Consider the following 21,174-nt stretch of genomic DNA (forward strand, 5'->3'; position numbering starts at 1 on the left):
TAACAATGAGATAATTTTAAAGCGTTAACTTTGTTGAATAGATTAGTTCAATTCAGAAAAGTAACACTTATATCCGTTTTAAAGTTTCAACGAAATATTATAGTTTTTTTAACCAAAAGAATATTCAACTTAAGTTAATAGTTAGACTGCTTGGGTAATCTCCCCTGAAAATAAAAGATTCTAAAACTATAATTTTTTTTTCAACATACGAGATAGCTTCATTTTGAATTTGAATCAAATTGATCTACTCTCGTGCCTATTGATGCAAGTGATGCTCAGAGGAACGTCCACCGTACAGAGTTTCATCAAACTGTTTACTAGGTGTGTCTTACTTTACAGGAGGGCATTAGCCTGAATGATGCGATTATTCAGGCGAAGCAAATTGATGAACAGAGCAAGCAGGCGGGGTTTTATCAGGAGGCTTTGGACTTTACGGCAAGGCAGGGTTTTGCCGATGCACGGTTTGAAACGGATATAGAGGAAGGGTTAGATGTACTGGAGGAATACTATCCTGAACAAGAGCAAAGCTTTATGGTAAAGCAACAAGCTTCGCATGAAGGGTTGGTGCAGGATATTCAGCAGGGGTTGCAGCAGAGTGTCAGAGCTGTGAATTGAGCACAGTTGAATTATCTAGTCAGCTTGGTAAGTCAATTAATGGATTCTGAACAAGTTGGCTAGTCACTAATTGAAGGGAGCTTTGGCTCCCTTAATTTTTTTGTTATTCAGGAGTGATAAGGCAGGCTTCAAAAATAGCGATCAGTCCATCTAGCCGGCAGTTGAATCCATCAATATTGGCCTGAATCCAAACTTCTTTATTGTCAATTTTATCCCATTGTACGCCATAGCCGCAGTGGGCGAGTAAATGCTCAAAGAAAATACGCTGAGTGCGTCCATTGCCTTCTCTGAAAGGGTGAATGAAATTAAGTTCACAATAAAAATCAGCGATTTTTTGGATAAGTGCTGGTTTTGCTAAACCTTGAAAATAGTTCTGCTGCTCAAGTTGCTTGAAGAGCTTATTGGCTTCAATTTCAATACGTGGGAAGGTACAAAAGCGGGTATCGCCTTTGGCAATATCCACTTGTCTTAGTTCACCTGCCCAGGCATACAGGTCTGAAAAGAGCTGAAAGTGAATGGATTGCAGGTATTTGAGATCGTAAGGTGGCTCCGCATACTCAATGCGTGTGCTGGCATACTCAGTCAACTCCAGTTCTGCCTGTTGCAGAATTTCAGCATCCTGAATGTTCAGTTTGTTTTTGAGGACGTCCGAGTCGGGGTAACAGTAAATGCTGTCACCCATTTCACCATATTTATCCATAAGGAAACCTGATCACGATTCCGAGGTCTGTGAGAATTTCTTATATTTCTGTAGAATCTGAGCTTTACTTAATGCCGGTGCGGTTGAGGACGGGTTAATGCCTTCCAGCTTTAAACTGGCTTGATAATTCTGCAAGCGCGTAGCTTGGATATATTTTTTTTTCTGTTCGAGAGTGTTTAGCATTTCGGAATTTCCTTGAACAAAGGTAATGTAAGCCTAGTTTAGCAGATGGGCTTACAAATAGGCACGGCTTTCAAAAGCAGGGTTGTAGCGTTATGGTGGATGAACCTTCTATGAGAAAAATCTGAAACCAGACGACAAAATTTGTCGCTTAACTGTCATGGAATAAATGAATAATCAACAATCTGCTTTTAAATAATATAATATTATCCAACAGTTAAAAAATTATCAGTATTATCTCTAGCAACCGAAGTGTCGCCAGATACTGATCACAGATAAGAATTCAGGAATTGATTCACCACTATGACCAACAATAACTTTTCTCAAATCGCTTCTTTCATCTGGTCGGTTGCCGACCTACTGCGTGGTGACTTCAAACAATCGCAATATGGCCGCATCATTCTGCCATTTACCTTGTTACGTCGTCTGGAATGTGTACTGGAAGAAAGCAAGGCTGCGGTACTGGCAGAACATGAAAAAGTCTCCAAGCTGAATCTGCCAGAAGAAGCTCAAGAAAAGTTATTGCTGCGTGCCACCAACGGTCTAGCCTTCTTTAATACCTCCCCAATGGATCTCAGCAAAATGGGGCAGAGTGATATCAAGGCCAACTTGAGCACCTATGTGCAAAGTTTCTCTAAAGATGCCCGTGAGATTTTTGAATACTTTAACTTCATCGAATTTGCAGGCTTACTCGATGATGCCAACCTTTTGTATAAAGTCGTGCAAAAGTTTGCTACCACGGATCTGAGTCCAAAGAGCGTATCCAACCATGACATGGGCTTGGTGTTTGAAGAACTGATCCGTCGTTTTGCCGAAGGTTCTAATGAAACGGCTGGGGAACACTTTACCCCGCGTGACATTGTACGTTTGACCACGGCACTGGTGTTTATGGAAGATGATGACGTCCTGACTAAAGACGGCATTATCCGTACAATTTACGACCCGACAGCCGGGACGGGTGGCTTCCTGTCTTCAGGCATGGAATATCTGCATGAGCTGAACCCGAATGCCGTGATGCGTGCCTTTGGCCAGGAACTGAATCCGGAATCCTACGCTATCTGTAAAGCCGACATGCTGATTAAAGGGCAGGATGTGAGCCGGATTAAACTCGGCAATACGCTGTCGAATGACCAGCTTGCTGCGGATCAGTTTGACTACATGCTGTCGAATCCACCCTTTGGCGTGGACTGGAAAAAGATCGAACAGGACATCAAGGACGAGCATGAACAAAAAGGCTTTGATGGCCGTTTCGGTGCAGGCTTGCCACGGGTATCGGATGGTTCATTATTATTCCTGATGCACCTGATCAGCAAGATGCGTGATGCCAGCAGTACTGAAAGTGGTAGCCGCATCGGGATTATCCTGAATGGTTCACCTTTATTTACCGGTAGTGCGGGCAGTGGTGAAAGCGAGATCCGTCGCTACATTTTAGAAGCTGACTTGCTTGAAGCAATCATTGCCTTACCCAACGACATGTTCTACAACACCGGGATTGCCACCTATATCTGGGTACTCAGCAATAAAAAAGCCGCTGAACGTAAAGGCAAGGTACAGCTTATTAATGCCTCAAACCTCAGTACCAAAATGCGTAAGTCGCTGGGTTCAAAACGTAATTATCTGACTGAAAATGAAATTGCCACCATTACCCAAAATTACGGTGACTTTGTCGCGGTAGACACCTTGGCGCAGGATGGCGAAACTGAACAGCAAAAACCATTTGCCAGCAAAATCTTTGACAGTCATGAATTTGGTTACCGTCGCGTGACCATTGAACGTCCATTACGTTTATCGGCACAGATCACGGATAGCGCGATTGCTGCATTACGTTTTGCGCCGAAACCGTTTAATGCTGTGATGAAAAGTATAGATGCGCAATTGGGCACAGCCTTTGGTACAGCGTGGACAGTAGAAACTTATGGTCAGTTGCAGGATGTGGCGCTTGAGGTGCGTGCCCTGATTAAAGCCGAGTTCCCTGAGCTAAAAGAAAAAGACATTAAAGAGGTACTGGACAGCAAAATCTGGCTGTTCCAGAAAGCCTTGATGGAAAAAGCCCAAGCCTTACAGGCCGTGATTGGCACTGAGCAGTTTGATGACTTTAACCAGTTTGATGAAGTGCTGAAAAAAGCCCTCAAGCAAACCGACATCAAGCTGGATGCCAAAGAGAAGAAACAACTGTTAGATGCTATTACCTGGAAGAATCCCGAAGCAGAACCAGTGATAAACAAGGTCGTGAAACAGGCGGAAAACCCACTGTATGGCCAGTTCAGCTATCAAGGCAAAGTGGTGGAGTTTGTACAGGATGGAGATTTGCGTGATGCCGAGAATATCGCACTGAATCCAAAGGTCAGTACCACAGAGCTGATTGAAGAGTATTTTAAACGTGAAGTGCAGCCACATGTGGCCGATGCCTGGATCAATGCCGACAAGCGCGATGAAAAGGATGGCGAGATTGGCATCGTGGGTTATGAAATTCCGTTTAACCGTCATTTTTACGTGTATGAACCGCCACGCGATTTAGCCGAGATTGATGCGGATCTGGATGCGGTCAGTGCCGAGATTATGCAGCTACTCCAAGAGGTGCATTCATAATGGCAAAGTATCAGGCTTATGCGGAGTATAAAGATTCAGGGGTTGAGTGGTTGGGCGCGCTTCCGAGTCATTGGACTATGAATAAATTACGGTACTTATTTTCTTTTGGTAAAGGCCTGACCATCACTAAAGAAAATCTCGTGGATGAAGGGACTCCATGTGTGAGCTACGGAGAAGTGCATTCTAAATATAGTTTTGCAGTAGATCCTTTAAAACATCATTTAAAATGCGTAGAAGAAAGCTATTTAAAAACATCACCTAACGCTCTACTGCAAAAAGGTGATTTTGTCTTTGCTGATACTTCTGAAGATTTAAAGGGTTCAGGGAATTTTACTCATTTGGTGAATGATGAAAAAGTATTTGCCGGTTACCACACGATTATTGCAAGACCTCAAGACCAATCGGTTAGCCGTTTTTATGCTTACTTATTTGATTCTCAGGAATTTCGATCACAAATTCAACTTGCTGTAAAAGGGGTTAAAGTTTTTAGCATCACTCAAGCTATGTTAAGAGCTGCCAATATTTGGCTACCATCAAAAGCAGAAAAACAAAATATAGCCAACTTCCTCGACCATGAAACCACCAAAATCGACCGCCTGATTGAAAAACAAAAACAACTGATTGAACTGCTTAAAGAAAAACGCCAGGCAGTAATTAGCCATGCCGTGACCAAAGGACTCGACCCAAATGTCCCGATGAAAGATTCGGGTGTGGAATGGTTAGGGGAAGTGCCGGAGCATTGGGATATTGTACAGGCAAAATATATTGCTGATATCACTAGAGGTGCGATATTAAGACCTGTTGATGCTCCAGAATACTTTGATGAGGAAGGGGAATGGGCTTATTTGAATATTTCTGATGCAACTAAATGTGATAAGTATTTAGATGAGTCAAAGTTAAGACTTTCACAATTAGGAAGTACCAAAAGTGCAAGAGTTTATCCAAATAATTTAATAATCACGGCATCAGCTACTATAGGTAAAGCATTTATTAATAGAATAAAAGTCTGTGTCCATGATGGCTTTATTCCTTTTTGTAATATCAAATTAGATATCAACTACTTGTATCATTATGTATCTAATCCTTACTTATATGCAGCGATGGGCAAGTCCAATACACAAAAGAATATCTATTTGGATGAAGTGAAAAATATGATGGTGACTGTTCCCCCTAGATGTGAACAAGTTGCGATTGTTAAGCATATAGAATCTAGCCAATTTAAATATGATGGTCTGATTCAAAGTGCAAATTCTGCTATCAAATTAATGCAAGAACGCCGAACCGCACTCATCTCGGCCGCTGTCACTGGTAAAATTGATGTTCGTAATTGGCAAGCTCCAACGCTTGCTGAGGCAGACACGGAGTTAAGCGCATGAGTCTAGACGCCACCCGTGAAAGCATTTTCCAGAACGACATTATTTCCCAAATGCTGGCACAGGGCTGGCAACTCGGTACGCCACAAGGCTACAACCGTGGAACTGCCTTGTATGAGCGGGACGTTTTGGACTTTGTACAGCAGACGCAAAGCCAGGACTGGCAAAAGTTTCAGCGCATCTTTCCGCAGGATACCGAACGGCATTTTCTAGAAGCCGTGGTTGCGCAGCTGAAGAAAGCCGACATCAATGCCACTGATGAACAGTCACGTAGCTATGGTACTTTAGGTGTGTTGCGTCACGGAGTGAAAACCCGCAGTGCCCGTTTTTTCCTGTGTCAGTTTAAACCAGAACATGCGCTGAATCCCGATACCTTAGCCAATTACAAAAAGAACATCTGCCGCATTGTGCCAGAATTGGTCTATAGCCCCTATGCCACCGCTGCCGAGTTACAGGACATGGGCAAACAGGCCAAGAAATGGCGGATTGATCTAGTCCTGTTTATCAACGGCTTTCCGGTGGCGACACTGGAACTCAAGTCCGAGTTTAAACAGGCGGTGCAGAATGCCATGTTGCAGTACAAACGCACCCGCTTGCCGAAAGATCCAGAAACCAACAAGCCTGAACCGTTGCTAATGTTTAAGCGTGGCGCATTGGTACACTTTGCCGTGAGTCAGTACGAAGTCTATATGGCGACCCAGCTGGCTGGAGAAGATACTTTCTTCCTGCCATTCAATAAAGGCACACATGACGGTGGCGCAGGCAATGATGTGCCAGAAGACCAGAATCAGTACGCCACCGCCTATCTGTGGAATGAAGTTCTCACACCGGACAATTTGCTGAATATCATTGCACGTTTTGTCCATCTGCAAATTGAAGAAAAAGAAGACTGGGAAGGCCGCAAGTACAAAAAAGAACTGCTGATCTTCCCACGTTACCACCAGTGGAATGTGGTCACCAAACTGATCAATGCCGCCTTAGAGGAGGGCACTGGACAGAAATATCTGATTCAGCACAGTGCAGGTTCAGGCAAGTCCAACTCGATTGCCTGGACAGCACATCAGCTGTCGACCCTGTACGATCAACACAATCAGAAACTGTTTGATTCAGTGATTGTGGTCACTGACCGTACCATTCTGGATGCCCAGCTACAGGACACCATCTACCAGTTTGAACATGCCGATGGCGTGGTCGGACGCATCAATAACAAAGAGGGTGATGGCTCCAAATCGGAAAAACTGGCCAAGGCACTGGAAACCTCACAGCCGATTATCATTGTGACCATCCAGACTTTCCCCTTTGTGCTGCGTGCGATTGAAAACAGTACCAATCTGAAACAGCGACGTTATGCGGTGATTGCCGATGAAGCGCATTCTTCACAAAGCGGCTCTACGGCACGACAACTGAAAGAAGTGTTGATGCTGGAAGGGCGCGAAGAGGATGCTGAATTGTCTTCGGAAGATATTCTGGATGCCGTGGTTGCAGCACGTAAGGGCAGTAAGAACCTCAGTTACTATGCCTTTACCGCGACACCGAAAGACAAAACCCTGCAACTGTTTGGCCGTGTACCCAATCCTGAGCTACCGCCATCCAAGCAAAACAAGCCAGAAGCTTTTCATGTCTACTCCATGCGCCAAGCCATTGAAGAAGGCTTTATTCTGGATGTGCTGAAAAACTATACCAACTATAAAGTGGTGTATAAGCTCAAACAAAAAATTGAAGAAGCCGACAAACAGGTCGATGCCAAAAAAGCCAAGATCAGACTGAATCAGTGGGTGCGCCTGCATGACCACAACATTTCTCAGAAAGTGAAAGTCATTGTCGAGCATTTCAAAAATAACGTGATGGGCTTATTGGGTGGACAGGCCAAAGCCATGGTGGTGACCAGTTCACGTAAAGAAGCGGTGCGTTACAAGCTCGCTTTTGATAAATACGTGACGGATCAGGGCTATAAGTCCATTCAGGCTATGGTCGCATTCTCGGGTGAGGTTGAGTTTAATGACAAGGATACCGACAGCAGTGGTTTAGTCGGGCAGACCTTTAATGAACGCAACATGAACCCGGGGCTAAAAGGACGGGAAATGCGCAAGGCCTTTGATAGTGATGACTATCAGGTGATGCTGGTGGCCAACAAGTTCCAGACTGGCTTTGACCAACCGAAACTGTGTGCCATGTACGTGGACAAGAAACTTGGCGGTGTGGAATGCGTACAGACCTTATCACGCCTGAACCGCACCTATCCAGGTAAGGCGGAATCTGGCACCTTTGTCTTGGACTTCTTTAACGATCCTGAAGACATTCTTGCGGCCTTCCAGCCTTACTTTCAAACCGCAGAACTGGCTGATGTATCGAATCCGGATCAGATCTTTGACCTGTTTGAAAAGCTGAAAGCTACCAAGATTTTTCTGTGGACGGAAGTCGAGCAGTTTGTACAAGCCTTCTTTACCAAGAACAAATCCAATGCTGCGATCAGTAATATCTGCAAACCGGCGGTTGAACGCTGGCAGAAACGTTATAGTCAGGCCATCGAAGCCTATAACACCACCCGAGACATGCTGGAACGCTGCAAGAAAACCAATGATGCGGTGCTGATTGCCAATGCCGACAATGCCTTTAAAGAGGCCAAGCTTGAAAAAGACAAGCTGGAAATCTTTAAAAAAGACTTGGGCAGTTTTACCCGTTTCTACGAGTTTATGTCACAGATCGTGGACTACGATGACAAAGAACTGGAAAAACTTAGTCTGTATGCGCGTAACCTGCGTCCATTGCTGCGTGAAACCGCAACGAAAGACGATGAGGTAGATCTAAGTAATGTCAGTATGAGCCATTACCGCTTGTCCAAGATCCGTCAGCAAGACATCAAGCTGAAAGAAGATGCCGAAGATTTTAAGCTAGAACCCGGCAATGACCTCGGTGCAGCCAAGCCACGCGATAAGAAAGAAGAGTTCCTGTCACAGATCATTGAGCGTCTGAATGATGTCTTTATCACTGATAACCTAACCGATAAAGACATGCTGAACTATGCCTATACGGTACGTGACAAGCTGGCGGAAAATGAGATTGTGATGAAGCAGATTGCCAACAATACCCGTGAACAAGCCATGCTGGGTGATTTCCCGAAAGCGATGGATGATGCCATTCTTGGCAGTAGTGCCGCACATCAGGAACAGATGATGCAGTTGCTGTCTGATCCGGCGAAAGCCAGCATATTTGCACGGGTGATTTTTGATATGTTGAGCAGTGCAAAATGACCGCTATATTAACCAAGGGGGTCAGTTTTTAAATGCCGTTAGGGGGGGCATTTTTACACTGCCGATAACATGCTCAGCTGAAGATATTAGTCGTCCTACTTTGCAGCGCTGGAAGTATCCACCTGATAAATCAGCCGAAGCAATTGAGTTGGTGATGAAGCAGGCTGAGACCTTGTCAAATGCTTGGACGAGTGCTTAACTAATAATTCGATATTAAAACAACTTAGTAATAAATTATATTGAATAACACATTAATGGGTTAGCTAGAGAACATAAATCCAACGAGCATCTAGCTCGTTGGATTCGTTTAGCCTATATCAACCGTATTGGTGTTCAATTCGCACAGTAGCTCTATCCCCATCTACACGCATCCAATAGTCAGTACCGTAAAGATGTGCCTTTAAACGATTTAACCTTGGAGCAATGCCAGACTGATTGATGTCGTAAAAGTTTAAATGCTGCCCTTGGAACATTGGAGCTACACCAGCATTCATTGATGGCACGTCACCATAAGAAATACTGTGAGTAATTGTATTTTCTAAAAAGGGATGAACAGTTTGGAATAACTCTGTATCAGTCCAATTATCCATATCTGTGTATTCTTTTTTTACAAAGAAAATCAGTCTTTTACTTATATCACCGATAATATCGATCTCATTTTTAGACAGGATGCCAATCACATCATTTGAATCTTTGTTCAGCCAGACCGCTTTTATGATTGGCTCTACAAGATCAGCCAACATTTCATTTTCCGTTTGACCTTTGAATTGTTCATCACCGAATTGAGGCATTTTCCCTGAAGCTGTTTTCAATTGGACAACAATGGAGTGAACTTCGAACCTTGGAGATTCATCAATCATTATATCGATGAATCGATTGATATCACCCTGAGATTTTACATACATGGCTCGCCAAGAGTTAAATATGGTGGTGCTGTTTCGCGTACCACATCGAACCTTAAAGTCTGAAAAACAGATATCTACAGCTTTTTCATAGTATTCACGATTTATAAACTGACCACTGGAAAGTTGGTGTGCAGTCAAGGTTTCAGCCATGAGCTTGATCAAAGGATTGACCGTCATATTCCTAAAGCGTCCATTCACAAAGGGATTAAAGGTGTAATCGTGTATAACTGGTATCACTAATTGCCCCAACTTGGTGAGGTATAAATCAGGAAACCCAGTTGGCATCCCAGTGGGTTGATGCGTAAATATTTTTAGGTTCTTTGCTGAACGTATTTTTTTTGCCATGGTGTTATACATTGAAAGTGCAACTGGCTGTATATGCGGTGGATAATTTGTAAATCCTCGATTTCCAGCTTTGGTCACATGATTCAGCATTTCCAGAGAATCAAATTGTTCTTGGGCAGTTAAAATATCACGGGCATGGATTGGCATGAGTGTCTCCCATATCATAAGCATGATTTAAAAATTTAAATTGAGTTGCTGAGCATATTTACGTGGACGACCAGCATTTGATGTGTTTTCTGGAACTTCGCCGAGTTGGAAGCCTCGTGCACCTTTCATATTGCTAAAATCAAACAGCTGTGAGGTTTTGCAAATGTAATCAAAGGTTTTATACAGATACCCCAGTTTTTCAGTATCTGCATAATGAACCATGCCAATTGCACAGTGACGATAAGATTCCTTTCTCATATTGCAGATATAGCTAGTGCCTTGGCCCTGTGTAACTTTGTTCCACAATTTGCCCATGCCTTGAGCGAGGGTAATATCTTCTAAATTTTTATTCCCGTTGAACAGAAAGTAGCAGTGCACATGAAACCCAGTACGGACGGTGTATTCGAAGCGAAAGATATAACCCACAAGCATTTTCATGACTGGATTATTCCGTTTGTTATTCAGCAGCTTTTGAGTACATGCTTTGATATAAGCCAGATCATGCTTGGAGCGAATTTCTTTCAGGCTATAAGCATTTTTCAGTAAAGTCTGTTGATCTCGCATAAGGGATAAATCCATTCGAACGACCAATAACCTAGAGTAGACTTCCAGCAATTGTTGAATGTATCCAACGCAAACCATTTTCATATTTTTGCAATGGTTATTTTGGTCACGGACTTTTTTTTTGACTTTGGGATCATTCATATACGACTTAATCAATTCTACAAAGTGTAGAAAGTCATCAACAAACAGCTGAATAATTTCAAGATGATGTGAAGATCCAACGCCTTGAGTTGCCAGTTCATTGAATTCATCTTGAGTAAGTTGAGACCGAGCATGATCAAATGCAAGACAGGCCACACCAGGCTCTATCTCTGGAGGTGTGTATGCATGAAGCAGTTCAAAAAAACTTTGCATTAAAGGTTCAATCGGTTTTGCAAATTTACGAAAAAAACGATCAGTTAAACCGTGCTGTTTTACAGTTAATATCTTAACAATAGGGGTTTTACACTTCAGAACAGCTTGCACAAACTCAATTTTCTGCAATATCGGCATAACGATATTGTCTAGATGATGGATGGCAACTCTCTGGTTTTCACCGTGATTCAGTACGGTGTGTTGATGATCAAATTTCGCTTGCTCTAGGAGCTCATGATCGAACATCGTAAACAGTCCAGCTGTATTGGATAATTTGGGTTTAGTCATGTCTAAGCCTTGAATTAAATGGAATTGACTTAAAAACACAACGATTAAGTAAAGCTCTCCCTTGGACACTGTGCTAAGGCAGTGTCCATGCGGGAATATAATTTGGTTAGATAGAAGAGGTTATGGAATAGGGTATTTAGTACTTGTATTTATGTAGTTAAATTCAAGTTATTATTTATATGAATATTAAGCCAATTACATACTCTATAAAGATATAGATAAGTCATTGGATAGTATTATATAAATTATATAAATACCGTAATTCAAACCTTAAGCTAATCCGAAGAGCTAAACTCAAAAGTTGCGTGAATCGTGCATGTTTTTGAGAAACTGTTTGTACAGAATTAGCTCACCGAATCGGCTCGATCTCGGCAGGACATTTTATTTCTAATCCACTCTTCAACCTCGCTGACTAACCAGCGTGAAGCCCGGTTTAACTTCACTGGCTTGGGGAAGTCAGGGTCGTAACGTTTCGAGCGTGGGTTTAGTCGGTCATAAATGGATGACCGAGATAAACCAATCAGTTTGATAAGCTCACGAAGTCTAAGCATTTGGATTGGATTGATTGATGTGTTCATTTTTACTCCTTATAGATTAGCTTTGGACTAATCAAGGAAAAAAATAAAACATTAGAGATCATCAAAAGTTCGTCAACGGGGGAAATGATAAAGATATGCTAGGATTTTTTATTAACTATGCATTTTTCCTTGAGTTTTTCTTTTAGGTCGGGCCTTTCATTTAGGTAAGCCTTGCTTCTTTCAAAAGGGCCATCTGGATTATTAAAAGTTACTAGTTCACTTTTTAAAGTGTTAATTTTATTTTCAATATTCTCTTTCCAGTCATTGAACGATTCGAACTGTTCTTGAAAATCAGTAAGGTCCTGCAATGAATAGAATGACGTAGATGAAATAGGTTTGCCTTGCTTAAGTAACGATATTTGTTCAGCAACAGATAAAGGTATAATGGCTTTGCGATGGTTGAATATTGAGCATTCTTTATGTTTGTTTACCATAATTTTTAATAAATCTTCTAAATGATTGATCTCATCTTGGATAGATTGAGAAATTATTGCAGTCACTTTCAAATCTAAGTCTTTGTATACTTCCTTTAAACTACTAAATTTTCGGCCTCTATAATTCTGAATATAACTTTCCACAAAGTTGTAAAAGGGTTGTTTGCGTATGCGTTGAAAATTATATTTTTTGAAGGAATTAGAGACCCCTTGTTCTAAAAAGTCCCTTAAAATAGGGGGGAGATTTTTCTGATTCATGCAATCTGCATGTGATGAATAAGCAGTTCGAATGGCTTTAAGCTCAGTTTGAATATTTTCTAAAGCATTAGCTTGTAGTGAAGCTCTAAATTTACGAATAGCTTGAAGTACTTCATGATAATGTTTGGGGCGATATTCGAAATCAAGCTTTGCAACTTGATCATTCCCATCCTGATCTGGAAAAAATGCCTTAACAGGTTTGTTACAAAGTCTTTTTATTTTATCTTCTTCCAACTCTTGGAAATAACCTTCATCAATCAAGGTATATATTGCCTTCCTTAAATCTTCTTCATTAGATGCCATGAGGATAGATTTATGGAAACTCAAAAATGGAGACGAGCGGATTTTGTCAAAAATAAATTTTTCTAGTGCATTCACTATCAGTATTTGTTCTTGTAGTTGAGAACTTGGCATAAATACTCCTTAAGTAACCCCTTAACTTCTGTACAGACTTAGCCATTTTTATGTACAGACTTAATAATTAATACATTTCTTATCAGCATCTTACAAGATGATTCAGGAAATAATGAATTCATGTAAAAAGGTATTAAATTTGATTGCTTCAGTAGTTGAAATTAAGCGACACTAAGTCTTTGAAATAAATATATCTTTACTTGTCTAAAAATATTGAATTTAATTTTTTAGGAAGACATTGGATGCGTTTGGATAAAATAACATGCATCAGTACTTTAGAGAGGGCTTCAATGAATTAGGTGAGTAATTTTTGTTGAATAGCAATAAGCTGGCGGGTCAAACCTATGCAGATTGATAGACGTTATTTGTGCTATAAATAAAAATTGAGGTTCTTAAAATATTGAATTGTGTAACAAATCCTCCAATGCAGCTATATGATGCCCAGAATGAATGCTGGCAAAGCATTATTATGCCTTATGAAAAATATATGTTTTATATCGCTCCGATACCCATGCGCCTTTATTTATGTTCAGCCGGAGCTATCAGGAAGTCTACCGATGGGAATACTTAACTTCTTATTCTGATTTAACAAAGCAGTCTTGCTTTCAACTGGAGATAGCCAGTGTGCTTAAAGGATACATGAAATTCTGGGCTTTAGCACGTATTGAACAGGCTTCTGCTTTAAAAGAAAAAAGTCAGCAATGGCTATAACTTGCTGGCAGCGGGCTGTGATGGAACCCTTGCGACTACGCAATTCATCTCCATCCGTGTGGTGTGTAATAACACCTTGGCGATTGCCCTAAAAGGACAGGACAGTAGTGCCGGTGTAGTTAAAGTCCCGCAACACCCACTTTGATACCCAAAAGATTAAACAGCAGCTGGGCGTATCTCTGCGTGCATGGGATGAACACATGTATGAAATGAAACAGCTCAGTCAACATAAAGTGACCTAGACCGAAGCTGTGGTTTATTTTGATGCGGTATTTAACAACACCAACCTGAGTCCAATAGAACAGGACGAGAGTATTATTCAGTTCTATCGTAATGTGGCAACCCAAGCCAACCCAGCCACTAAAGCAGACAACAAGATGGAACCGAATGGCCGTGCCATGTCTAAATTCATGACCATGTTTAATGGACAGGGTCGTGGAGCGGAACTCAGTTCAGCCAAAGATAGACGTCAGATGGCTCAACAAGCCGTTGCCCTGCATGCGGTTAGTATCCGTTTAGCTTGCTCTGCATTTGGCATTAGTGAAACCTGCTACCGTTATCAGGTTAAACTTAGCGATGACAATGCATTAATTGCTGAACAGCTCATTGAACTCACTGAGGAAAATTCCGATTGGGGATTTGGTCTGTGCTTCTCATATTTACGACATGTTGAGAATCACTGCTGGAATGACAAGCGGGTTTACCGCATTTACTGTGAGTTGGCACTAAATCTGCGTATTAAACCGAGAAAAAGACTAAAACGGCACGCGCCTGAACCATTGAAAGATCCAATCCGAGAAAATCAGGTTTGGTCATTAAATTTTATGCATGATCAACTTTCCGATGGTCGCAAGTTTCGATTATTGAATGTAATTGATGATTACCGTCGAGAAGGTTTAGCCATTGAAGCAGGATTCTCATTACCGACAATCAGGGTTATTCGTACGTTGAATCAGTTGCTGGAGTGGCGAGAAAAGCCGTTAGTTATTCGGTGTGACAATGGCCCGGAGTTTATCAGTCATGAATTTGTACGCTGGGCAACTGAACAAGGTATTCGTATTGAATATATTCAACCAGGTAAGCCACAGCAGAATGCGTATATTGAACGTTATAATCGGACTATACGTTATAGCTGGCTAAGCAAGCATCTATTTGACACACTGGAAGAAGTACAAGATTATGCAACAAGTTGGCTGTGGCATTACAACCATGAAAGACCACACCAAGCAAACAAAGGAGGGCCACCTCTAATGGCTGCTTAACCTCTACTTTTAACTTCGGTTATTTATGGGAGGATTACCAAGCCCCGAAAAAATTGAATTTCCAAATTTAATTAGATCTTAAGAACTTGATTTTACTCTGGGAGAAAATATTTTTGAGGGTAGATCAGTGAGTCAGCAGGTGAGTGTATTACAAAATAAAAAACTATTTATCAGTATTTGCACATTGGTCTTGGTGATTTTAGGAATTTGGTGGGGCAGTAGTTTACTACTAAATAAAAATAAAGTGGAAAAATCAAAGACACAAAATGTACTCGCCAATGAAACAGAAACAATTGATGTCTCTGGTAATCAGATTTTAATTTCGCCCAAACAGATTCAACAAGCAGGTATTCAATTACAAACTTTAGGGCAAGCGACAAGTGATGTACAACTTGCACTGACTTTGCAGGGGCAAGCGCAGTGGTCACCTGAAAGTAAAGTGGTTTTAACCAGTCCTGTAGCGGGGATAGTGCAACAGGTAATGGTGCAACCTTTAGCAGAAGTTAGTCTCCACAGTCCTGTACTGGCCATTCACAGTCCCAATTTAATTCAGATTCAAAATGACATTTTCCAAATTCGTGCGCAATTGCAATTGGCCAGCCAAAATTTGGCACGTGAACGCAGTTTATATGCAGAAGGGATTATTGCTGAAAAACGTGTACAGGAAGCCCAGAATGTAGTGCAACGACTGAATATTGATCTGAATGCCAAGCAACGCATGTTGCAGTTTATGGGCGGAAGTAGCAGTCAGGGATTGAATCCCGTAGTGTATGTCAAAAGTCCAGCCAGAGGCAGTGTAGAAAGTTTACAGGTATCTGCAGGTCAGTATGTAGAAACCGGTGCAGTACTGGGCCAGTTGGTGAATAGTGATCTACCTTTGCAATTAATGCTGCAAGCCCCTTTAGCGGATAGCAAATATATCCAGATTGGCGATTTGGTCAAAGTTGAGGGGTGTGAAATTACCGGGCAGGTACAACAAATTGCACCAGCACTTTCAGGCAATACGCAATCTCAAAATGTTCTAGTCCAAATGCAGGCCAAGGATAACTGTTTAAAAGTACAACAGTTTGTTAAAGCGAATATTCAAAGCCATAACCCGACAACAAAAACCGCATGGGTAATACCGAGTGCTGCCTTAACTTTAAAAGATAACAAGCACTTCATTTTTATCAAAAATCAAAATGGTTTCGTGGCAATGCCAGTGGAATTGGTGGGGGCGAACCAGCAGCAAAGTCATGTGATTGGAAATGCATTAAAACCTGGAATTCAAGTTGCTGTGAGGGGTGTCGAACGTCTAAAAGCCGTTTGGTCAGGTTTCGGTGCAGAGCAGGCACCACCTGCCAGCAGTAGCACTGCGGTGAATTGAGGTTAGGCACATGTTAAAACGTATTATTGCATTTTCACTGAGTCAACGAATCCTAATGCTGTTATTGGGTATGGCAATCAGTGTTGCGGGTTATTTGGCATTTACCAAATTACCGATTGATGCCTTTCCCGATGTATCAAGCACACAGGTTCAAATTGTGATGAAATCTCCTGGCATGACGCCAGAAGAGGTGGAAAGCCGTATTGTGGTACCGATAGAACAGGAAATGTTGGGAATCCCTCATCAAACTGTACTACGTTCACAATCTAAATATGCCATTGCAATCATTACCCTGGATTTTGCAGAAGGGACAGATCCTTATTGGGCCCGACAACAGGTCAATGAGCGTTTGACTGGAGTCATGCCAGCTTTGCCTGGCAATGCATCAGGCGGGATTGCGCCTATGACGACGCCATTAGGTGAATCTTTTATGTTCACTTTACATGGTCCTATGAGTGATATGGAAAAACGAACCTTGCTCGATCGGGTCGTCCGTCCACAGCTCAGAAAAATTGAAGGGGTAGCGGATGTCAATGTCCTGGGTGGTTTGGCACGTACCTTTGAAGTGACACCCAACCTGGATGCTCTGGCATCGAGAGGTCTATCTCTTGATCAGTTAAAACAAGCAATTGAATTAAACAATGCAAGTGACGGTGCGGGTCGTCTGAATGAAAATGGAGAATCATTACTGATTCGTAGCGATAGTCGTGTCACCAATTTACAAGAGCTGGGTGAGATTATTGTTTCCAATCATCAAGGGACGCTGGTGCAAGTGAAGGATGTCGCCGATGTCCATACCGGTGCACTTACCCGTTACGGAGCGGTAACCGAAAATGGTCAGGGTGAAGCTGTTGAAGGGATTGTCCTCACCTTAAAAGGCGCCAATGCACGTCAGGTTGTGCAAAGTGTGCGTGAACATTTACATGACATTGAGAAAAACTTACCCCCGGGCGTTACGATCAAGCCTTTTTATGACCGTGGTGAACTGGTGAATCGTGCCATTCATACAGTGAGTAAAACCTTGGTCGAGGCGATTGTACTGGTCCTGATTTTATTGCTGCTGTTTTTAGGCAATTTAAGAGCTGCTTTGGTGGTTGCCGCCATTTTACCTTTATCTGCATTGAGTACTTTCTTAATGATGCATCAGTTTGGATTAAGTGCCAACCTGATGTCATTGGGTGGTTTAACCATTGCCATTGGTTTGCTGGTCGATGCGGCGGTTGTGGTGGTTGAAAATATCGAAATGCAACTGGCAGATGCACACGAGTCCAAACACCGTTCGTTTTTACCCCCGCTGAACGTCATTTATCGTGCAGTTTGTGAGGTGGCGGTACCTGTGACTGCAGGAATGATCATTATTATGCTGGTCTTCATTCCGTTAATGACGTTGCAAGGTCTGGAAGGGAAGCTTTTCTCTCCAGTGGCACTGACCATTGTCTTTGCATTGTCGAGCTCACTGATTTTTTCATTAACGATTATTCCGGTGCTGTGTTCCTATTTTTTAAAATCTCAAGCACATCACACGCCGTATATTGTTGCTAAGCTGGAACAGGCATATAGCAAGGTGTTAAATGCAAGTTTAGCCCATCCGAAACGTGTTTATGCTTTGGCCGGAGGCGCTTTGGTGGTTGCTGCGCTCATTTTCCCACTCATTGGTAAGTCTTTTATGCCAACAATGGATGAAGGTGACACCATATTGCAGCTGGAAAAAATGCCATCGATCAGCCTGCAAAATTCGATTGCACTTGATCTAGACATTCAAAGAAGAATTCTAAAACAAGTTCCAGAAGTGGCTCGCATTGTGGCAAGAACCGGCTCGGATGAACTGGGCCTTGACCCTATGGGCTTAAATGAAACCGATAGCTTTGTCATTTTGAAACCGCAAGATCAGTGGCAGGGACAAAGTAAGGAGCAGATTTTAGCCAAAATTCGCCATGTATTGGCCGATGTTCCTGGGGTCAATCTCACCTTTAGTCAGCCGATCGAAATGCGGACTTCAGAAATGTTATCGGGTGTACGTGGAGATTTGGCCGTCAAAATTTTTGGTACCGATTTAGACCAGCTGAATCAGCTGTCTAAGCAAATCTCTACCGTTCTACAAGGGATCAAAGGCAGCGAAGACGTCATGACTTTGGAAAATTCCGGGGTGCAATATCAGGAATTACGTATTCGTCGTGATATGGCTGTCCGCAATCAGCTAGATAGCCAAAGCATACAGGCACAACTCAAAATGCTCATTGAAGGGCAGCAGATTAGTTCGATTATTGAACAGGGGCGACCGGTTCCATTGATGATGAAAGGTGATCCGCGTCTGGGACAATCCAGTTTTGCCCTCGCGAACATGAATTTACCTGTTGCAAACTCAGCGGCTGTACCGTTGTCCTCTTTAGCAGAAATGGTCAAGACTGAAGGCGTCGTCAAAATTGACCGGGAAAATGCTTCAAGAATGTCCGTTGTCCGTGCCAATGTGCGTGACCGGGATCTGGTTGGTTTTGTCGAGGAAGCAAAACAGCAGGTTGCCCAGAAAGTTAAATTACCGGCCGGCTATTCATTGAAATGGGGTGGACAGTTTGAAAATCAACAACGTGCAGCAGCGCGTCTGATGCTGGTTGTCCCTGCAGCGTTGACCATGATTTTCTTCCTGCTCTTTACAACTTTAGGGTCTGTTCGTCAGGCAGTACTGGTTTTTGTGAATATTCCCTTTGCTTTAATTGGGGGAGTCGTAGCCTTAGCCATCACTGGTGAATATTTATCGGTGCCTGCTTCGGTCGGGTTTATTGCATTAATGGGGATTGCCGTACTGAATGGTTTGGTGATGATCGGTTATTTTAACCAGCTCATTTCACGCGGCGTTGCAATTGAAGAGGTGGTTCGTGAGGGGGCGATGCGACGTTTACGTCCAGTAATGATGACTGCAAGTATCGCGGCTTTGGGTTTAATTCCCTTGCTCTTTACCACTGGGCCAGGTGCTGAAATTCAGCGTCCATTGGCGATCGTGGTGATTGGCGGGTTAATTTCCTGTACCTTACTGACGCTGATTTTACTTCCTAACTTGTTCAAACAATTTGGTTTAGTGCGAGATACTCATGTCTGAAATGTGCCAACTCTCTATCAACATCTCCAGTGATATTGCGGAAGAATTAATGAGCCATTTATGGCTTATTCCCGAGATTGTGACAGGATGTACTTGTATTCCGGCACAAGGTTTCGGCAGCCGCCAACATTATCGAAACATTCAAGAAAAAATTCGGGGTGCAACTGAGCGTAATTTGATTCTGTTGATTTTACCCCTCGCAACTGTGCCTTTAGTTTTGGCCCATATCCAAAAGAAATTTAAATCAAGTGACTGTTTCTATTGGGTATTACCAACCATAACATCGGGTTATGCTGGTCAAGGAGAAGTGAACGAATGAAACCAGAAATAGCGACTCAACCCCATTTGCTGGGTAAAGCCTTACGTTTACTGGGCTTGGGCTGTTGTGTGATGATGACTTCTGTCGTATCCGCGGAACCCGCTTTGGATCAGGTCTTGCCGCCACTCGATGCGGTCAAACAGAGCTTGTCACAGCATCCAACTGTTCGATCGGCAGTTTCGGATCAGGACTATGCCAATTTTGCAGGACAGGGGCTAAAACTGGGCCATCCCTGGACCGTGCGTGCGGGGATGCAGCTTCGTAACACCGACGCCCAGGATGCTCAAACAAAGTCCAATAGTTATGAGCCGAGCTTTGGTGTTGAAAAGCAGATTCGTTTGCCTGGCAAATACCGGCTGGATCAGGATTTGGCGCAACGAGGGATGAGTATTGCAGAATTAAAATATGAAGATGCCAAACATGAAGTTGCCAAAACTTTGCTGAATCAGTGGTTTGCCTATATACGCAGTGCTTTGCAATTGACGCGCATAGAGGAACAGCAGGCAGGAATACAGCACTATATGCAAATGACCCAGCAGCGTATCCGTGCTGGAGATGCCCCACGGCTGGAGCTGATGCTGCTCAGCAATGAATCGCGGCAAATCGAAGAGCAATATATGCAGGCTAAAACAGCTTACTATCAAGCACAGCAGTTATTGTCACGTGATTATCAGGGAAAAATTCCAGAACACTGGAGCAGTGATGTCATCAAAGTTCGCCCACTCGAATATACACAGACTGAATGGATACAGCAGGTTTTGTCTGCCAACCATGAGCTTGAGCTGGCCAAAACGCAGGCAGCACAGCAAGATGCATTAGTCAAAAGAGAGCAACTCAATCGGATACCTAATCCTACGGTCGGAGTGGGCTATAGTCGTGAACAGTCTGGTGTTGAAAACTTGATGAGTGTGAGCGTTTCAATTCCACTCGCCAGTCGGCAAGTGCGTATAGCTTCTGGCATGGCCATGGCTGAAGCTCAAAAGGCCAATTTTGAGATCGGACGAGTAGAAAACCGTTTGCGTCAGGAAACGCAATACTGGTTCACGCAGATGGAGTCGGCAACTGTACGGAGTGAGCAGGCTCAACAGAATTTGGCACAGTTACAGCAACAACATGGATTGATGCAAAAAGCATATAAGCTTGGTGAATTGAGTTTAAATGAACTGTTACTTCATTCACAGCAACTGGTTGATGCGCGCGGTCGAATTGATCAAGCCAAAATTGATTATGCAGAAAGCTTGAGTTTACTATTGCTGAATTCGCATCAGTTATGGCCTTTACATGAGGATCATCAGGCAGAGTGAAATAGTAGAGTGCTGATATATCAATGCCTTGTATGATCATTATTCGGTTGGTGTTCTGTCTTTCTTGGGCCAGAGTACCTGCCGCTTTCACAGAAATAAATATAGGCTTATAAGTAGCAGAAT

Annotated in this window: 14 protein-coding genes and 3 pseudogenes; 11 read left to right on the forward strand and 6 right to left on the reverse strand. The window is 42.7% G+C overall.

Annotation, left to right across the window (positions count from 1 at the left end; all coding sequences use genetic code 11):
* Positions 1-244 precede the first annotated feature (244 nt).
* Positions 245-615 (forward strand): annotated as a pseudogene (locus tag H4I94_RS06480) (hypothetical protein); the annotation flags it as partial.
* A 103-nt stretch (positions 616-718) separates the two neighbouring features.
* Here H4I94_RS06480 and H4I94_RS06485 read toward each other — a convergent pair.
* Together H4I94_RS06485 and H4I94_RS06490 are read right to left on the reverse strand one after the other, a co-directional pair.
* Positions 719-1,315: a putative adenosine monophosphate-protein transferase Fic gene (locus H4I94_RS06485; protein WP_261182460.1), complete on the reverse strand. Its 597-nt coding sequence runs from the start codon at positions 1,313-1,315 to the stop codon at positions 719-721.
* Positions 1,316-1,327: 12 nt separating this feature from the next.
* On the reverse strand, positions 1,328-1,498 hold the full coding sequence (locus H4I94_RS06490; protein WP_000935322.1) for a YhfG family protein: 171 nt from the start codon (positions 1,496-1,498) through the stop codon (positions 1,328-1,330).
* Positions 1,499-1,798: 300 nt separating this feature from the next.
* Here H4I94_RS06490 and H4I94_RS06495 point away from each other — a divergent pair, with 300 nt between their 5' ends.
* The 4 genes and pseudogenes from H4I94_RS06495 to H4I94_RS16305 all read left to right on the forward strand — a co-directional run.
* On the forward strand, positions 1,799-4,084 hold the full coding sequence (locus H4I94_RS06495) for a class I SAM-dependent DNA methyltransferase (protein ID WP_261182464.1): 2,286 nt from the start codon (positions 1,799-1,801) through the stop codon (positions 4,082-4,084).
* Entirely contained in the window at positions 4,084-5,460 is a 1,377-nt protein-coding gene (locus tag H4I94_RS06500) for a restriction endonuclease subunit S (RefSeq protein WP_261182466.1), read from the forward strand. Before H4I94_RS06495 ends, H4I94_RS06500 begins: the two co-directional genes overlap by 1 nt.
* Entirely contained in the window at positions 5,457-8,708 is a 3,252-nt protein-coding gene (locus H4I94_RS06505; RefSeq protein WP_261182467.1) for a type I restriction endonuclease subunit R, read from the forward strand. The genes H4I94_RS06500 and H4I94_RS06505 overlap by 4 nt, the downstream gene beginning before the upstream one ends.
* A 71-nt stretch (positions 8,709-8,779) precedes the next feature.
* Positions 8,780-8,907, forward strand: a pseudogene (locus H4I94_RS16305) (type I restriction enzyme endonuclease domain-containing protein); the annotation flags it as partial.
* 118 nt (positions 8,908-9,025) lie between these two features.
* Here the strand turns inward: H4I94_RS16305 and H4I94_RS06510 are convergent.
* From H4I94_RS06510 to H4I94_RS06525, 4 genes are all read right to left on the reverse strand, one after another.
* Positions 9,026-10,105: a hypothetical protein gene (locus H4I94_RS06510; protein WP_261182468.1), complete on the reverse strand. Its 1,080-nt coding sequence runs from the start codon at positions 10,103-10,105 to the stop codon at positions 9,026-9,028.
* Positions 10,106-10,132: 27 nt separating this feature from the next.
* Entirely contained in the window at positions 10,133-11,311 is a 1,179-nt protein-coding gene (locus H4I94_RS06515) for an inovirus Gp2 family protein (protein ID WP_261182469.1), read from the reverse strand.
* A gap of 344 nt (positions 11,312-11,655) precedes the next feature.
* Positions 11,656-11,889, reverse strand: coding sequence for a helix-turn-helix transcriptional regulator (locus tag H4I94_RS06520; protein ID WP_174559657.1), 234 nt, complete (start codon positions 11,887-11,889; stop codon positions 11,656-11,658).
* A 98-nt stretch (positions 11,890-11,987) separates the two neighbouring features.
* A complete protein-coding gene (locus H4I94_RS06525) occupies positions 11,988-12,995 on the reverse strand; it encodes a hypothetical protein (RefSeq protein WP_261182470.1) in 1,008 nt (335 codons plus the stop codon).
* Positions 12,996-13,707: 712 nt separating this feature from the next.
* On the opposite strand from H4I94_RS06525, the gene H4I94_RS16310 reads away from it, so the two are divergent.
* The 6 genes and pseudogenes from H4I94_RS16310 (at position 13,708) to H4I94_RS06555 (ending at position 21,051) form a co-directional block, all read left to right on the forward strand.
* Positions 13,708-13,851, forward strand: coding sequence for a DUF932 domain-containing protein (locus tag H4I94_RS16310; RefSeq protein WP_409976752.1), 144 nt, complete (start codon positions 13,708-13,710; stop codon positions 13,849-13,851).
* Between the two features lie 319 nt (positions 13,852-14,170).
* Positions 14,171-14,968: pseudogene (locus H4I94_RS06535) on the forward strand (IS3 family transposase); the annotation flags it as partial.
* 127 nt (positions 14,969-15,095) lie between these two features.
* Positions 15,096-16,334 (forward strand): efflux RND transporter periplasmic adaptor subunit, encoded by a 1,239-nt coding sequence (locus H4I94_RS06540; protein ID WP_174559655.1) that lies wholly within the window; start codon positions 15,096-15,098, stop codon positions 16,332-16,334.
* Between the two features lie 10 nt (positions 16,335-16,344).
* Positions 16,345-19,428 carry an efflux RND transporter permease subunit gene (locus tag H4I94_RS06545; protein ID WP_174559654.1) on the forward strand — a complete coding sequence of 1,028 codons (3,084 nt, stop codon included), beginning with the start codon at positions 16,345-16,347 and terminating at the stop codon, positions 19,426-19,428.
* Positions 19,421-19,747 (forward strand): DUF3240 family protein, encoded by a 327-nt coding sequence (locus H4I94_RS06550; protein WP_016165445.1) that lies wholly within the window; start codon positions 19,421-19,423, stop codon positions 19,745-19,747. Before H4I94_RS06545 ends, H4I94_RS06550 begins: the two co-directional genes overlap by 8 nt.
* On the forward strand, positions 19,744-21,051 hold the full coding sequence (locus tag H4I94_RS06555; RefSeq protein WP_174559653.1) for a TolC family protein: 1,308 nt from the start codon (positions 19,744-19,746) through the stop codon (positions 21,049-21,051). The genes H4I94_RS06550 and H4I94_RS06555 overlap by 4 nt, the downstream gene beginning before the upstream one ends.
* The last annotated feature ends 123 nt before the right edge of the window (positions 21,052-21,174 follow it).

The sequence above is a fragment of the Acinetobacter sp. T_3_1 genome, from assembly GCF_025377055.1.
In the GTDB taxonomy this organism is placed as follows: domain Bacteria; phylum Pseudomonadota; class Gammaproteobacteria; order Pseudomonadales; family Moraxellaceae; genus Acinetobacter; species Acinetobacter kookii.

Excerpts from the sequence above, each read along its gene's own strand:
- H4I94_RS06555 (WP_174559653.1), top strand. The coding sequence starts at position 19,744 with ATGAAACCAGAAATAGCGACTCAACCCCATTTGCTGGGTAAAGCCTTA.
- H4I94_RS06545 (WP_174559654.1), top strand. The coding sequence starts at position 16,345 with ATGTTAAAACGTATTATTGCATTTTCACTGAGTCAACGAATCCTAATG.
- H4I94_RS06550 (WP_016165445.1), top strand. The coding sequence starts at position 19,421 with ATGTCTGAAATGTGCCAACTCTCTATCAACATCTCCAGTGATATTGCG.
- H4I94_RS06525 (WP_261182470.1), bottom strand. The coding sequence starts at position 12,995 with ATGCCAAGTTCTCAACTACAAGAACAAATACTGATAGTGAATGCACTA.
- H4I94_RS06510 (WP_261182468.1), bottom strand. The coding sequence starts at position 10,105 with ATGCCAATCCATGCCCGTGATATTTTAACTGCCCAAGAACAATTTGAT.
- H4I94_RS06495 (WP_261182464.1), top strand. The coding sequence starts at position 1,799 with ATGACCAACAATAACTTTTCTCAAATCGCTTCTTTCATCTGGTCGGTT.
- H4I94_RS06505 (WP_261182467.1), top strand. The coding sequence starts at position 5,457 with ATGAGTCTAGACGCCACCCGTGAAAGCATTTTCCAGAACGACATTATT.
- H4I94_RS06515 (WP_261182469.1), bottom strand. The coding sequence starts at position 11,311 with ATGACTAAACCCAAATTATCCAATACAGCTGGACTGTTTACGATGTTC.
- H4I94_RS06520 (WP_174559657.1), bottom strand. The coding sequence starts at position 11,889 with ATGAACACATCAATCAATCCAATCCAAATGCTTAGACTTCGTGAGCTT.
- H4I94_RS06490 (WP_000935322.1), bottom strand. The coding sequence starts at position 1,498 with ATGCTAAACACTCTCGAACAGAAAAAAAAATATATCCAAGCTACGCGC.
- H4I94_RS06500 (WP_261182466.1), top strand. The coding sequence starts at position 4,084 with ATGGCAAAGTATCAGGCTTATGCGGAGTATAAAGATTCAGGGGTTGAG.
- H4I94_RS06485 (WP_261182460.1), bottom strand. The coding sequence starts at position 1,315 with ATGGATAAATATGGTGAAATGGGTGACAGCATTTACTGTTACCCCGAC.